This is a genomic window from Pantoea piersonii, from assembly GCF_003612015.1.
Taxonomy (GTDB): domain Bacteria; phylum Pseudomonadota; class Gammaproteobacteria; order Enterobacterales; family Enterobacteriaceae; genus Pantoea; species Pantoea piersonii.
In genome coordinates, this window is the sequence record NZ_RARB01000002.1 from 582,586 (window position 1) to 597,056 (window position 14,471).

Sequence of the window (14,471 nt, forward strand, 5' to 3'; positions counted from 1 at the left end):
CGCAGCCAGCGGCGTTTTACGCATTGACCTTCGCGATCAGGTCCATCATTTTCAGTTTTTGATCGCTGGAAACTTTACGGACTTCCAGTTCAATGTTGCGTTCATTAAGCTTGCGGAACGCCGCGATATCTTTTTCATCGACCGATACGGCGTTATTGACCTGCGTTTTTCCCTGACGAAACGCCATGCCGCCGATATTGACCGATTTAATATCGACACCCTGTTCAACCACACGCAGCACGTCGGTAGGATTGGTAAAGAGCAGCATGACGCGGTCGCGACCATATTTCGGGTTGTTCCAGACGCGCACCATCTTGTCGACGTCCACCACATGCGCGGTAACGCCGGGCGGTGCGACCTGCGTCAGCAGGGTTTTGCGAACATGATCTTTCGCCACCTCATCGCTGACCACAATAATGCGCGCAACGTTGGTCTCTTTGGTCCAGCGCGTTGCCACCTGACCATGGATCAGGCGGTCGTCGATACGCGCCAGTCCAATTTTCATATGCTCGCCCGGTGCCAGCGGTTGTGCCGGCGGCGTCGGGGCTTTTGCTGCAGGCGCAGCGGCTGGCGCAGAGGGGGCGGCAAGCTGCGTTTTCTGTGCCTTAACGCCTTCGCGACCCGTCTCTACCGCGATGCCGACCAGTTCGACAAACGAGGGGTTATCGTCACGCGCCATTAGGGTCTCAACCAGCATCGGAATATTGACCCCGGCGATAACATCGTAATTTTCTTTATCCAGCACGATACGGCTGGCAGCATTGAAAGGACTTCCTCCCCAGGTGTCGACTAAAAACAGCGCGCCTTTCGTTGTATCCAGCTTTGCCAGTTGCGCCTGATATTTTTCGATAAGCGTTTCTGCATTCTCGCCGGGCACAAAGTCGATCCATCCGACGTTCTCCTGCTCGCCCAACAGCATTTCTGCGGTTTTAAGCAGTTGTTCGGCTGCCCAGCCGTGTGTACCAATTACTATCGCAATGGTCACTTGCTACCTCCGTTCGCTAAAGAAATTCGTCTGGAGCCGACGAATCGTTATGAGTTATCGTTACGGCTATCTATGGATAAACGTAATCAAACCATCTGCATAAATGAATCATTCCCCGGATGTTTTGAATGAATGGGTGAGTCGCGATTTATTTTAGTGCGCGAAAAAATAATTTATGTGACGCTCGTCAGCTATCAGACGGCCGGACTCGCAATAAGTCCTGTTTAATTCCGCTTTCCTGCTGAATCATTTGTAAATGAAAGAAAATTTTTTGACGTAATTTACCGGCCTGTTACATTAGCGATCTGTTTATTACTCAGGAGTAACGGGTTTCAGCCCACCTTTATGGATCGTCACCGACGTCGCTTAACCACTTTGATGCGCACCTTCGCGCCTTCTCTCACGCCTGACGGCGTTTCTGTAGTTCACCCGATTGCCTTTCTGTCACGTCGCCAGACGACGCTGACACGATATCGTTCAGTCTGCCTTTCGTTCAGGAGTCAATGATGGAATTTCTCTTCGACCCCTCAATCTGGGCCGGTTTGCTCACGCTTGTCGTACTTGAAATCGTGCTCGGTATCGACAACCTGGTATTTATCGCCATTCTTGCTGACAAGCTGCCGCCGAAACAGCGCGATAAAGCGCGCCTGATCGGCCTGTCGCTGGCGCTGGTAATGCGTCTGGGCCTGCTGTCGCTGATTTCATGGATGGTCACGCTGACGCGCCCGTTATTTAGCGTAGGCGAGTTTAGCTTTGCCGGGCGTGATTTGATTCTGCTGGTGGGCGGGGTGTTTCTGCTGTTCAAGGCGACGATGGAGCTGCACGAGCGGCTGGAGAACCGTCAGTTAGAGCATCAGGGGAATCGCAACTACGCCAGTTTCTGGGCGGTGGTGACGCAGATTGTGGTGCTGGACGCGGTCTTTTCGCTGGATGCGGTGATCACAGCGGTGGGCATGGTGAACCATTTGCCGATTATGATGACGGCGGTGGTTATTGCGATGGGCATGATGCTGCTGGCCTCGAAACCGTTGACCAACTTTGTCAACGCGCATCCCACCGTGGTGGTGCTCTGTCTCAGCTTCCTGCTGATGATCGGCCTGTCGCTGGTGGCGGAAGGTTTTGGCTTCCATATTCCGAAAGGGTATCTCTATGCGGCGATCGGCTTCTCTATCCTGATCGAGCTGTTTAACCAGATCGCGCGCCGCAACTTTATGCGTCATCAGGCGCATCGCCCGATGCGTGAGCGCACCGCCGAGGCGATTCTGCGACTGATGGGCGGACGTCAGCGTCCGGCGCAGCCCGCCACCAGCGAGGAGTCGCCTGTAACGCAGGCGATGCCGCAGGAGGCCTTTAAGGATGAAGAGCGCTATATGATCAACGGCGTGCTGACGCTGGCGTCGCGCTCTATCCGCAGCATTATGACGCCGCGCGGTGAGATCTCCTGGGTAGACGCTGAGCGTCCGCTGGATGAGATCCGTATTCAGCTACTGGATACGCCGCACAGTTTGTTCCCGGTGTGTCGCGGCGAGCTGGACGAAATCATCGGCGTGGTGCGCGCCAAAGAGTTGCTGGTGGCGATTGAGCACGGTATGGATGTGGCGACCTTTGCCGCCGCGTCGCCCGCGCTCATCGTGCCTGAAACGCTGGACCCCATTAATCTGCTTGGCGTGCTGCGTCGCGCCAGGGGGAGTTTCGTTATCGTCACCAACGAATTCGGCGTCGTGCAGGGGCTGATTACACCGCTGGACGTGCTGGAAGCCATTGCCGGCGAATTCCCGGACGAGGATGAAACGCCGGAAATTATTGCCGACGGCGACGGCTGGATTGTGAAGGGCGGCACTGACCTGCATTCGTTGCAGCAGCTGTTCGACGTGAACGACCTGGTCGACCCGGATGAAGATCACGCGTCGCTGGCGGGACTGCTGATTGCACAGAAAGGGCAGTTGCCGCTGCCGGGCGAGGTGATCGATCTACCGCCGCTACACTTCACTATTCTGGAGGCGACCGATTATCGCGTCGATCTGGTGCGCGTAACGAAAGATAAGCCGCACGAGGATGAGGAAGAAGAGCAGTAAATAAAAACGGCGCTAAGGCGCCGTTTTTACTGCTTAGAGGTGAGGGAACCACCCGCTGGGTAACGTTGTTTGCCGTCTGAAAGAGATTACGGGACGCCAGTCAGCAACTGCGCCTGATGCTGCTTCAGCCAGGCGGGAAAATCCTCTATCGGCATCGGACGCGCGTAATAATACCCCTGCAACAGATCCACGCCGCGCTCGCGCAAATAGGCCGCCTGTTCGGCCGTTTCGACCCCTTCGGCGACCAGGCTGATGTTTAAACGCTGCGCCAGCGAAATCACCATATCGGTCACCGTTGCGTTAATGGCGTCGGTGCCGATCGCGGCGGTGAAAATCTTGTCGATCTTCAGCACGTCCGGCTGCAAATCTTTCAGATAAGAGAGCGAGCTGTGGCCGGTGCCGAAATCATCAATGGCCAGACGCACGCCGATGCTGTGCAGCTGCGAAATCACCTTCTGATCCACCACCGGCAGGGCGTCGCGCTCCGTCAGCTCCACTACCAGCTTCGGCAGCGGATTCGCTGGCCACCACAGCTGTTGCAGATCGTCGACGATAGCATGATCACGGAAGTGGCTGGCGGCTACGTTAATAGCGATATGGAACGACGGGCAGCGCGGCAGATTCGGCAGCTGCGCCACCGCTTTCTCTATCACAAAGCGCGTCAGCGGCGCGATAAGGTTTTGCTGCTCAGCCAGCGGAATAAAGACGTCCGGCGGGATCCAGCCCTGACGCGCGTTATGCCAGCGCAGCAGCAGCTCAATGCCGTCACAGTCGCCGCTTTGCGCATTAATCAACGGCTGGCAATACACCATAAATTCATTCGCGGTAATGCCATAGCTGATCTGCCAGCTCAGGCTCATGCGATTCGCCGTTCCCAGCCAGACGATATAGCCAATCAGCAGGCTCAGCAGCAGCGCCAGCGGCAGCTGCGACGGCAGCGTCGACATCGCCAGACGCGCCGGAGAAGGGCCATACAACGTAATAGAAAAAGGATAGCGCAGCGAGCCCTGATCGTAGCTGACTTCATCTTCCGACGGCATGGCGGGCTCAATCAACGGATTGCCATACTCCAGACTCTCGCCGCCGACGCTAAAAATAGCGCGCTCTACCCAGGGCAGCTGCGGTTCCAGCAGATAAGTGCTCATCAGCTCGATATTGATTACCTGCAAAATGCCGGAGCGGTTATCGAGCGTTTTTGGCGTCCACAGCAGCAGGATCGGCGAACCCTTCAGCAGGTAGTTATCGACCGTCAGCATCATACGCTGGTTATTAAACGCCAGCTCCGGATAGGTCTGGCTGAAAGGAATGGCGCGCGGCCCGTAGATGCTGGAGCAGTAGATGGTGTCGTTCTCTACCAGCAGCATGGCTCGCACGGTTTGCAGCGCGGAAATTTTCTCAATAAGCGGGAAACGTACATCCTGGCAGGGCACACCCACCAGACCAAGCGTATTGTTCGCCGAGACGTCGAGCGGCGAAAACATGCGGTCAAAGCGCTGAATGGCGTTATCGGCAAAATTGAGCGACTGCTGCTCAATACGTGATTTTTCTTCGAAAAAGCGAAAAGCCAGCGTCAGAATTAAAACCACAGCGGCGATCACCAACGCGATAAAGAGTCGCTTACGGCGAAACTGTCCAACATATTGCTGGGCCAAAAGCATCAGTAACCACCTTCCACACACTAAATTGAAGCAGGATAACGGGGATGTTATCGGCAAGGCCTGAGTAAGGTTTAGCCATGCTTTATAAAAAAAAAGCGGTAGTGAAAAAACCGCGCGACCTGAAAAGGTCGCGCGAATCATTACTCTATCGTTATTCTGTGCGATGAGGTAGGGCTGAGGACGTATTTCCTCACGGGCGCTTAAAAAACAGACGGCGCGGGAACATTAGTCACACTGAACTTTTATCGCCAGTCCGCCGCGCGATGTTTCGCGATATTTGGCGTTCATGTCTTTGCCAGTTTCATACATCGTTTCGATCACCTTATCGAGCGAAACGCGCGGTTCGCTGGTGCGGCGCAGCGCCATACGGGCGGCGTTGATCGCTTTCACCGAGGCGATAGCGTTACGTTCGATGCAGGGCACCTGAACCTGACCGGCTACCGGATCGCAGGTCAGGCCGAGGTTGTGCTCCATGCCAATCTCCGCCGCGACGCAGACCTGCTCCGGGCTGCCGCCCAGCAGCTCGGCCAGCCCGGCGGCGGCCATCGAACAGGCCACGCCCACTTCGCCCTGGCAGCCGACCTCCGCGCCGGAGATGGAGGCATTCATCTTATAGAGGATGCCGATGGCGCCCGACGCGAGGAAATAGCGGGTAAAAATATCGGGCGTAACGGTTTCGATAAAGTGATCGTAATAGGCGAGCACTGCAGGCACGATACCGCATGCGCCATTAGTCGGCGCGGTCACGACGCGGCCCCCAGCGGCGTTCTCTTCATTGACCGCCAGCGCGAACATATTGACCCAGTCGATCACGTTCATCGGGTCGTTAGAGTGTTTAGACGAAGAGGTCAGCAGCCGACGCAGCGAGGCGGCGCGACGCGGCACGCGCAGGGGACCCGGCAGCACGCCTTCGGTGTTCAGCCCGCGATCGATACAGGCCTGCATGGTCTGCCACACGTCAGTAAAGTAGTCGCGGATCTCGTCACGCGAGTGCAGCGCCAGCTCATTCTTCATTACCAGCCCGGAGAGCGAAAGACCGGTTTCCCGGCAGTGCGCCAGCAGCTCTTTAGCCGAATGGAAAGGCCAGGGCACGCTCACTTCATCCAGCGTCGACTGGCCAAAATGCTCTTCATCGACGATAAAGCCGCCGCCGACTGAGTAGTAGGTTTTACTTAAAATAAGCAGATCGCCCGCAAAAGCGAGCAGGCGCATGCCGTTTTCATGCAGCGAAAGGTTCTCGCTGCGAAACACCATGCCGCCTTCGCGCGGAAAGTCTACCTCATGCGCGCCGTTGGCCAGCAACAGCCGTTCGCGCTGTTCGACATCTTTAATAAACGCCGGAATGCTGTCGATATCTACCGTGGCCGGGGAAGCGCCCGCCAGCCCCATAATAATGGCGATATCGGTATGGTGGCCTTTGCCGGTCAGCGAGAGCGAGCCGTAAACATCCACGGCGATGCGCGTCACCTCCTGAAGTTTTCCCTGTTCAATCAGCAGATCGACAAACTCTTTACCTGCTTTCATCGGTCCCACGGTATGGGAACTCGACGGGCCGATGCCCACTTTGAACATGTCAAAAACACTAATCACAGGCGACACTCCTCACAAAAAAAATTTTATCTCTGCCGGGGCAGTTTATGGCGCTAATAGTAATCGTGGACCCGGGTAAATGAGCGCCTTTTCGCATGAAATAAACTAATCTTTCAGGCGAGAAATAGTTATGCTGAGAGCAAGCTCACAGCGGGCGGTTTAGCAGAAAAGATGAGACGAAGCGGGCGTCAGAACGCGATTTGCTGACTCAGGGAGCGGATAATGCCAGCCGTCATGCCCCAGACCAGATACTCCTGGTAAACAGAGAGCCAGACCGGATGACGCAGGCCAGCACGATGCACCTCCAGCGAGGCGTAGCGGTTAAGCCGCAGCGCCTCTTCCAGCGGCATTTCAAACGCGCTTTCCACCTCGTCGGGATTAATAGTGAGCGTAATCTCAGGGGAAATAACGCCAACCACCGGCGTGACGCGAAAACCGGTACTGCTGGTGACGGGCGCGAGCTGACCGAGCACCTTCACCTGATCGGGATCGATGCCGACCTCCTCCTGTGCTTCACGCAGCGCGGTGGCTACCAGCGAGGCGTCGTCATCATCCTGCATACCGCCTGGAAAGGCGACCTGACCGGCATGCTTACGCAGCTCGCGCGAACGGCGCGTCAGCAGCAATCCCGGCGCTTCGCGCGCAACGATCGGCACCAGCACAGCGGCCTGGCGACCAGCGGGACGCTGCTGCGGTTTTTCCGGCTGTTGCAGGATAAAACGGGTAACAAAGGCGTCGAGCGTTAACGGCTGCATGGTTCGTCTCCGGAAAGCGCAGGTAAAATGCGGCTGACTTTGTGTAAGGTTTCCTGATACTCCGCATCCAGCTCGCTGTCGGCAACCACGCCGCCGCCCGCCGCACAGAAGAGCTGCTGCCGCTCCGCAATCAGCGTGCGGATGGTAATGCTGGTGTCCATGCGGCCGCAGAGACTAAGGTAGCCGATGCTGCCGCACCAGGCATTGCGGCGATGCGGCTCCAGCTCGTCGATAATCGCCATCGCGCGGATTTTCGGCGCGCCGGTAATGGAGCCGCCGGGGAAACAGGCACGCAGCAAATCGCAGGCGTGCAGCGCTGGCGGCAGACGCGCGCGTATGGTGCTGACCAGATGGTGCACCGCCGGAAAAGGCTCTACCACAAACAGCTCCGGCACGCTGACGGAGCCGGGCACGGCGACGCGGCCAATATCGTTGCGCAGCAGATCGACAATCATCAGATTTTCGGCGCGATCTTTTTCCGACCGCGCCAGCGCCAGCGCTTCAAGCCGGTCGGCTTCAGCATCGGCGGCGCGCGGCCGCGTGCCTTTAATCGGCCGGGTTTCAATCTCATCGCCTTTCAGCGATAAAAATCGCTCCGGCGACAGGCTGAGAATAGCGCTGTCGGGCAGACGTAAAAAGGCGCTGAAGGGGGCGCGATTAGCCGCGTTGAGTCGGCAGAACGCCTGCCACTCATCGCCCTGATAGTGCGCCTGAAAGCGCTGCGCCAGATTCACCTGATAACAGTCGCCCGCCTGAATATAGGCCTGCACCGCATGGAAACGCCTGGCGTAGTCGCTGTAGCTGAGGTTGGATCGCCACGGGCTGGTCAGCGAGAAGGGCGCCGCGTCGCGCGCGGGCCACTGCTGCAGCCAGCGCAGCCGCGCCTGCGCATCGCCCAGCGACACCAGCGTCAGGCGCTGCAGATGGTGGTCTGCGATCAGCGCCCAGTCATAGATGCCGACGGCCATATCGGGCGTAGTCAGATCGTCAGCGGCATGCTGCGGCAGATTTTCAAAGCGCCGCCCGAGATCGTAACCGAACAGGCCGAGCGCGCCGCCCTGAAACGGCAGATCGTCGCGGCGGGCGGGATGAACGGCCAGCGCGTCGCACTGCTGCTGCACCAGCCGCAGCGGATCGTCAGAAGATCGATGCAGCGTACCGTCCGCCTCAAGCGTCGTGACGTCGCCCTGGGTCACCAGCGTGGCGCGCGGATCGGCGGTGAGCATATCGAAGCGATTATCGGCATGATCGGCGTTGCCAGAGGTAAGCAGCATCGCCCAGGGAAGGTGGGAAAGCCTGGCGAAATAGGCGCTGAGCGCATCCTGCGTATAGTGTAGACTGAGCGTTGAGACCATTATCCAGCAAAAATCAGACATCAAAGAGGGCGTTAGCCTGACATATTTTTCCCTGGCTGGCACCTGTTTGTTCCGCATGGAACCGTGCCCGCCTCGCAACCAGGAGTGAATAATGTTTACAGGTTTACCGGCACTTAGCCACGAACAGCAGCAGCAGGCGGTAGAGCGGATTCAGGAGCTGATGGCTGGCGGCATGTCCAGCGGAGAGGCGATTACTCTGGTCGCGCAGGAGATCCGTCAGACGCATCAGGGCGAACGGATCCGGGCGCTCTTCGAAGATGACGAAGACGAGGCGTAACGCCCGGCGCGGCCGTACGCTTACAGTGCCGCGATGATTTTAAGCTCGACTTTATATTTCGGGTTCATCAGCCCGGCCTGAACGGTGCAGCGCACCGGCGCATTGCCAGGCGATACCCAGGCGTCCCAGGCGCGATTCATCGCCGCGAAATCTTCCTTTTCTACCAGAAAAATCGTGGCGTCGAGGATCTTGCTCTTGTCCGAACCGACGCGCGTCAGCAGGGCGTCAATCACCGCCAGCGCGTTGGCGGTCTGCGCCTCGGCGTCAGCGTCGAGGTTTTCCGGCACGCTGGTGTAATAAACAGTATCGTTATGAATAACGGCTTCGGACATACGATGTTCGGGGTCGATACGGGTAATGGTCATTGTTTCTCCTTATTTTTCCAGTTGATAGCCTGGCATAACCCGGGGTGCGCTGTCATCAGTTGTGGAGCGGCCAGCGGAATACTGACATAATTACAGTGTTTTTGCCGAAACGGGTGAGGAAGTGTGGCGGACGATTTTGCAGTAGAAGGCGCGCTGGCGCAGGCGATTGCCGGCTTTAAGCCGCGCGAGGCGCAGCGTGAAATGGCGCAGGCAGTAGAAGAGGCGGTAAAGGCCGGCGGCGAACTGGTGGTGGAAGCGGGAACGGGAACGGGTAAGACCTACGCTTATCTCGCTCCTGCGCTGCGCGCCGGAAAGAAAGTCATTGTATCAACCGGCTCGAAAGCGCTGCAGGATCAGCTTTACGGCCGCGATCTGCCGACCATCGCGAAAGCGCTTAACTTCACCGGTAAAACCGCGCTGCTGAAAGGCCGCTCTAACTATCTCTGTCTGGAGCGGCTCGAACAGCAGTCGATGGCGGGCGGCGATCTCAACGCACAGGCGCTGGGCGATCTGGTGACCCTGCGCGGCTGGTCGTCGCAAACCGTTGATGGCGATATCAGCAGCTGCGGCGGCGTGACCGAAGACAGCCCCATCTGGCCGCTGGTCACCAGCACCAACGATAACTGCCTCGGCAGCGACTGCCCGCTCTATAAAGATTGCTTTGTGGTCAAGGCGCGCAAACGGGCGATGGATGCCGACGTCGTGGTGGTCAATCACCATCTGTTTCTCGCCGATCTGGTGGTGAAAGAGAGCGGTTTCGCGGAGCTGATCCCTGAAGCTGACGTGATGATCTTTGATGAAGCGCACCAGCTCCCCGATATCGCCAGCCAGTATTTCGGCCAGCAGATCTCCAGCCGCCAGCTGCTCGATCTGGCGAAGGACATTACCATCGCCTACCGCACAGAAGTGCGCGATGTGCAGCAGCTGCAGAAATCGGCGGATCGCCTCGCGCAGTGCGCGCAGGATTTCCGTCTGACGCTGGGCGAGCCGGGCTATCGCGGCAATTTGCGCGAACTTTTTGCCGACAATAACGTGCAGCGCATGTTTACGCTGCTCGATGACGCGCTGGAGCTCTGCTACGACGTGATAAAAATGTCGCTGGGACGCTCGGCGCTGCTGGACGCGGCGTTTGAACGCGCCGCGCTCTATCGGGGACGGCTCAAGCGGCTACGCGCCGTCAACGAACCTGGCTACAGCTACTGGTATGAGTGCAGCTCGCGTCATTTTACGCTGGCCTTAACGCCGCTCTCCGTCTCGGAACGGTTTCGCGAGGTGATGGATGCGCGTAAAGCGGCATGGATTTTCACCTCTGCAACGCTGGCGGTGAATGAAGAGATGCATCATTTCGCCGACCGCTTAGGCGTCAGCACGGCGAAAACCCTGATCCTCAACAGCCCATTCGACTATACGCGTCAGGCACTGCTCTGCGTGCCGCGTAATCTGCCGGAACCGAACCGGCCCGGCGGCGCGCGCCAGCTGGCGCGCATGATGAAACCGCTGATCGACGCCAATAAAGGGCGCTGTTTCTTTCTCTGTACGTCGCACCTGATGATGCGCGAGCTGGCGGCGGAGTTTCGCGCCAGCATGACGTTGCCGGTGCTGGTGCAGGGCGAAACCAGCAAAGGCCAGCTGCTCAGACAATTTATCGAGGCGGGCAATGCCCTGCTGGTGGCGACCAGCAGCTTCTGGGAGGGTGTCGACGTGCGCGGCGACGCGCTGTCGCTGGTGATTATCGACAAGCTCCCCTTTACCTCGCCGGAAGATCCGCTGCTGAAAGCGCGGATGGAGGACTGTCGCCTGCGCGGCGGCGATCCTTTCAGCGACGTTCAGCTGCCGGATGCGGTCATTACCCTGAAACAGGGTGTAGGGCGATTGATCCGCGACACGGACGATCGCGGCGTGCTGGTGATTTGCGATCAGCGGCTGGTGTCGCGTCCCTATGGCGCGCTGTTTCTCAACAGCCTGCCGCCGACGCCGCGCACCCGCGATCTCGCACGCGCCATCGCTTTCACGCAGCAAGCGAAACAGTAATTTTCCTTTGGCTGTGCTAACATGCGCGCCGTTTTGAATGACCCGAGGTTGTTATGTCTTCCCGAATCCTGGCGCTGGACACTGCGACAGAAGCCTGTTCAGCCGCGCTGCTTAACCAGCAGCAGATCGATGCCCGTTTTGAAATCGCGCCGCGCGACCATACGCAGCGTATTCTGCCGCTGGTCGAAGAGCTGCTGCTTGCGCAGCAGCTGGAGCTGACGGCGCTCGACGCGCTGGCGTTTGGCCGCGGTCCCGGCAGCTTTACCGGCGTGCGTATCGGCATCGGTATCGCGCAGGGCCTCGCGCTGGGCGCGATGCTGCCGATGATCGGCATCTCAACGCTGGCGACGCTGGCGCAGGGCGCTTATCGTCAGCAGGGCGCAACGCGCGTGCTGGCGGCGATCGACGCGCGTATGGGCGAGGTCTACTGGGCCGAGTATCAGCGCGACGCGCAGGGCGTCTGGCACGGCGAAGCCAGCGAAAGCGTGCTGTCACCGGAAGCGGCGCTGGCGCGCATGCAGGCGCTGGAGGGCGAATGGTTTACCGCCGGCACCGGCTGGCAGGCCTGGCCGCAGCTGCAGCAGGGCCATGCGTTAACACTCAGGGAGAGCGGCGTCGAACTGCCCGCCGCAGAAGATATGCTGCCGCTGGCGCAGCAGGCGTGGCAGCGGGGTGAAACCGTTCAGCCTGAGCACGCCGAACCGACCTATCTGCGCAACGAAGTGGCGTGGAAAAAATTGCCAGGCCGCTGATGGCGGCGCAACTTATTGCGGTCGCTCCAGTCTAACAAACATCTTTTAGGAGAACGCCTATGTCAGTATGTCATAAAGGAATGTCCGGTGTTTTGTTAGCGTGCGCACTGCTGCTCAGCGGATGCGTAACGGTGCCGGATACGATTAAAGGAAGCTCCGCGCTTCCCCAACAGGATCTGGTCCGGGTGATGAACGACCCGTCGCTCTATGTCGGTCAGGAGTCCCGCTTCGGCGGAAAAGTGGTTAAGGTGACCAACCTTAACGGCAAAACCCGGCTGGAGATCGCCACCCAGCCGCTGGACGACAGCGCCCGTCCACGCTTAGGCGCCGCGTCCGTCGGTCGTATTTATGCCGATATCAATAACTTCGTTGATCCCACCGATGTTAACAATCAGTACGTTACCGTACTGGGCAACATCAAGGGAACCGAGAAGGGGACGATCGGCGCAGCCAGCTATAACTTCGTGGTGGTCGATGTACGCGGCTATCAGCGCTGGCATCTGACGCAGCAGATCAATACGCCGCCGCAGCCGATTGATCCCTGGATCTGGTATGGCCCGTCACGCCATCACCCCGGCTACTGGGGACCCAATCCCTACTGGGGAATGAACAGCGGCCCCGCTCAGGTGGAAACTATTCTGACGGAATAGGTGTTTAATGCGCTATTCAGGCCCGGCCGCGCTTGCCGCGACCGGGCTTTTTATTGTCGCTGAAAAGCGGGACGAAAATTAGTGATGCGCTTCGCAACCTCAGCAGGCCGAATCGGGCAAACTGGTACAATGAGTTAAAATATTGTTAACTGGCTGGGTGTTGAGGGTGCAATGGAAAAACAATATATAAATCGAGGTGAACCCTTGAACAAGGTCTGGCTGAAACGCTATCCGGCAGATGTGCCCGCCGAAATTAACGCGGATCGTTATACCTCTTTGGTCGATTTAGTTGAACAGGCCACACAGCGCTACGCCGATCAGACGGCCTTTATCAATATGGGGCAGCCTCTTACCTATCGGCAGCTTGAACAAAAGAGCCGTGCTTTCGCCGCCTACCTGCAGTCCAGCCTCGGCCTTAAAAAAGGCGATCGCGTCGCTCTGATGATGCCGAACCTGCTGCAGTATCCGGTGGCGCTGTTCGGTGTGCTGCGCGCGGGCATGGTGGTTGTAAACGTTAATCCGCTCTATACGCCACGCGAACTCAAACATCAGCTTAACGACAGCGGCGCCAGCGCCATCGTGATCGTCTCGAACTTTGCCCATACGCTGGAAAAAGTCGTGGCGGAGACGGCGGTCAAACACGTTATCCTTACGCGTCTCGGCGACCAGCTCAGGCCGGTAAAAGCCACGCTGGTTAACTTTGTCGTTAAATATATTAAAAAGATGGTGCCTAAATACCATCTGCCGGGCGCGGTAAGCTTTCGCCATGTGCTGCAGCAGGGCGAGTCGATGCCCTATCAGCGTCCCGACGTTTCCAATGACGACCTGGCGTTCCTGCAATATACCGGCGGCACGACCGGCATCGCCAAAGGCGCGATGCTGACCCATCGCAATATGCAGGCCAATCTTGAGCAAACCAAAGCGACCTACGGCAAACTGCTGCGTGACGGCAAAGAGAACGTGGTCACCGCGCTGCCGCTCTATCACATTTTTGCGCTGACCGTGAACTGCCTGCTGTTCCTGGAGCTGGGCGGTCAGAATTTGCTTATCACCAATCCGCGCGATATTCCCGGCTTCGTGAAGTCGCTGTCAAAGTTTCCCTTCACGGCGATCACCGGCGTCAACACGCTGTTTAACGCGCTGCTGAACGACGCGCAGTTTAATAAGCTCGACTTTTCGACGCTGCGCCTCTCGGCAGGTGGCGGCATGGCGGTACAGAAGGCGGTGGCGGAGCGCTGGGAAAAGCTCACCGGTCACTATCTGCTGGAAGGGTACGGCCTGACGGAGTGTTCGCCGCTGGTCTCGGTCAATCCCTATGACATCACCGAGCATACCGGCAGCATTGGTCTGCCCGTGCCATCGACCGATGTGCGCGTGGTTGACGATCAGGGCAACGATGTCGTTCCCGGCGAGCCAGGCGAGCTGTGGATCCGCGGTCCGCAGGTGATGGCGGGTTACTGGCAGCGGCCGGACGCCACCGAGGAGGTGCTGAAAAATGGCTGGCTCCTCAGCGGCGATATTGTTACCGTTGACGCACAAGGCTTTATCCGCATCGTCGATCGCAAAAAAGATATGATTCTCGTCTCGGGCTTTAACGTCTATCCCAATGAGATTGAAGATGTCTTAATGCAGCATCCCAAAGTGCGGGAAGCGGCGGCGATCGGCGTGCCAAGCGATCTCTCGGGCGAAGCGGTAAAAGTCTGCATCGTGAAAAAAGACGCGTCGCTGACCAAAGAGGAGCTTCTTGACCATTGTCGGCGCCAACTGACAGGCTACAAGGTGCCGAAAATTATCGAGTTCCGCGACGAGTTGCCCAAAAGCAACGTGGGCAAAATCCTGCGGCGCGAACTGCGTGATGAAGCCCGGCCCAGCGCAAGCTGACGCCATAAGATTTCTGGTTGAACGCCGGCGAAGCCCGGCGTTTTTATTGATGATGAGATGGAGCGCCGCGCGCAGT

General features: G+C 58.1%; 12 protein-coding genes. 6 read left to right on the top strand and 6 right to left on the bottom strand.

Features of this window, described 5'->3' with window-relative positions; genetic code table 11:
- Window positions 1-16: 16 nt before the first annotated feature.
- Window positions 17-985, bottom strand: coding sequence for a PTS mannose transporter subunit IIAB (gene manX, locus D7S44_RS08645; protein ID WP_120453914.1), 969 nt, complete (start codon window positions 983-985; stop codon window positions 17-19).
- 506 nt (window positions 986-1,491) lie between these two features.
- On the opposite strand from manX, the gene D7S44_RS08650 reads away from it, so the two are divergent.
- Entirely contained in the window at window positions 1,492-3,060 is a 1,569-nt protein-coding gene (locus D7S44_RS08650) for a TerC family protein (protein WP_120453916.1), read from the top strand.
- An 86-nt stretch (window positions 3,061-3,146) separates the two neighbouring features.
- Here D7S44_RS08650 and D7S44_RS08655 read toward each other — a convergent pair whose 3' ends face one another.
- From D7S44_RS08655 to pabB, 4 genes are all read right to left on the bottom strand, one after another.
- Entirely contained in the window at window positions 3,147-4,718 is a 1,572-nt protein-coding gene (locus tag D7S44_RS08655) for an EAL domain-containing protein (RefSeq protein ID WP_120453918.1), read from the bottom strand.
- Between the two features lie 225 nt (window positions 4,719-4,943).
- Window positions 4,944-6,308, bottom strand: coding sequence for an L-serine ammonia-lyase (gene sdaA / locus D7S44_RS08660; protein WP_120453920.1), 1,365 nt, complete (start codon window positions 6,306-6,308; stop codon window positions 4,944-4,946).
- Window positions 6,309-6,496: 188 nt separating this feature from the next.
- Window positions 6,497-7,063, bottom strand: a complete 567-nt coding sequence (locus D7S44_RS08665; protein WP_120453922.1) for a CoA pyrophosphatase — start codon at window positions 7,061-7,063, stop codon at window positions 6,497-6,499.
- Window positions 7,051-8,421, bottom strand: coding sequence for an aminodeoxychorismate synthase component 1 (gene pabB / locus D7S44_RS08670; RefSeq protein WP_120454222.1), 1,371 nt, complete (start codon window positions 8,419-8,421; stop codon window positions 7,051-7,053). The genes D7S44_RS08665 and pabB overlap by 13 nt, the downstream gene beginning before the upstream one ends.
- Before the next feature lie 109 nt (window positions 8,422-8,530).
- Here pabB and D7S44_RS08675 point away from each other — a divergent pair, with 109 nt between their 5' ends.
- On the top strand, window positions 8,531-8,716 hold the full coding sequence (locus D7S44_RS08675) for a YoaH family protein (protein WP_120453924.1): 186 nt from the start codon (window positions 8,531-8,533) through the stop codon (window positions 8,714-8,716).
- Between the two features lie 20 nt (window positions 8,717-8,736).
- Here the strand turns inward: D7S44_RS08675 and D7S44_RS08680 are convergent, their stop codons facing one another.
- The gene (locus D7S44_RS08680) at window positions 8,737-9,081 is read right to left on the bottom strand and encodes a RidA family protein (RefSeq protein ID WP_120453926.1); all 345 of its coding nucleotides are present in this window, start codon (window positions 9,079-9,081) and stop codon (window positions 8,737-8,739) included.
- A 123-nt stretch (window positions 9,082-9,204) separates the two neighbouring features.
- Between D7S44_RS08680 and yoaA the strand changes: the two genes are divergently transcribed.
- From yoaA to fadD, 4 genes are all read left to right on the top strand, one after another.
- On the top strand, window positions 9,205-11,112 hold the full coding sequence (gene yoaA, locus D7S44_RS08685) for a DNA repair helicase YoaA (RefSeq protein WP_120453928.1): 1,908 nt from the start codon (window positions 9,205-9,207) through the stop codon (window positions 11,110-11,112).
- 53 nt (window positions 11,113-11,165) lie between these two features.
- Window positions 11,166-11,864, top strand: coding sequence for a tRNA (adenosine(37)-N6)-threonylcarbamoyltransferase complex dimerization subunit type 1 TsaB (tsaB, locus tag D7S44_RS08690; RefSeq protein WP_120453930.1), 699 nt, complete (start codon window positions 11,166-11,168; stop codon window positions 11,862-11,864).
- 59 nt (window positions 11,865-11,923) lie between these two features.
- Window positions 11,924-12,514, top strand: a complete 591-nt coding sequence (locus tag D7S44_RS08695) for a Slp family lipoprotein (protein ID WP_120453931.1) — start codon at window positions 11,924-11,926, stop codon at window positions 12,512-12,514.
- A 204-nt stretch (window positions 12,515-12,718) separates the two neighbouring features.
- Entirely contained in the window at window positions 12,719-14,395 is a 1,677-nt protein-coding gene (fadD, locus tag D7S44_RS08700; protein WP_147402093.1) for a long-chain-fatty-acid--CoA ligase FadD, read from the top strand.
- Window positions 14,396-14,471: the final 76 nt, after the last annotated feature.

Bases quoted from the DNA above. Each gene is read 5' to 3' on its own strand.
- D7S44_RS08655 (WP_120453918.1), bottom strand. From the start codon at position 4,718: ATGCTTTTGGCCCAGCAATATGTTGGACAGTTTCGCCGTAAGCGACTC.
- D7S44_RS08675 (WP_120453924.1), top strand. From the start codon at position 8,531: ATGTTTACAGGTTTACCGGCACTTAGCCACGAACAGCAGCAGCAGGCG.
- tsaB (WP_120453930.1), top strand. From the start codon at position 11,166: ATGTCTTCCCGAATCCTGGCGCTGGACACTGCGACAGAAGCCTGTTCA.
- D7S44_RS08665 (WP_120453922.1), bottom strand. From the start codon at position 7,063: ATGCAGCCGTTAACGCTCGACGCCTTTGTTACCCGTTTTATCCTGCAA.
- D7S44_RS08695 (WP_120453931.1), top strand. From the start codon at position 11,924: ATGTCAGTATGTCATAAAGGAATGTCCGGTGTTTTGTTAGCGTGCGCA.
- D7S44_RS08650 (WP_120453916.1), top strand. From the start codon at position 1,492: ATGGAATTTCTCTTCGACCCCTCAATCTGGGCCGGTTTGCTCACGCTT.
- D7S44_RS08680 (WP_120453926.1), bottom strand. From the start codon at position 9,081: ATGACCATTACCCGTATCGACCCCGAACATCGTATGTCCGAAGCCGTT.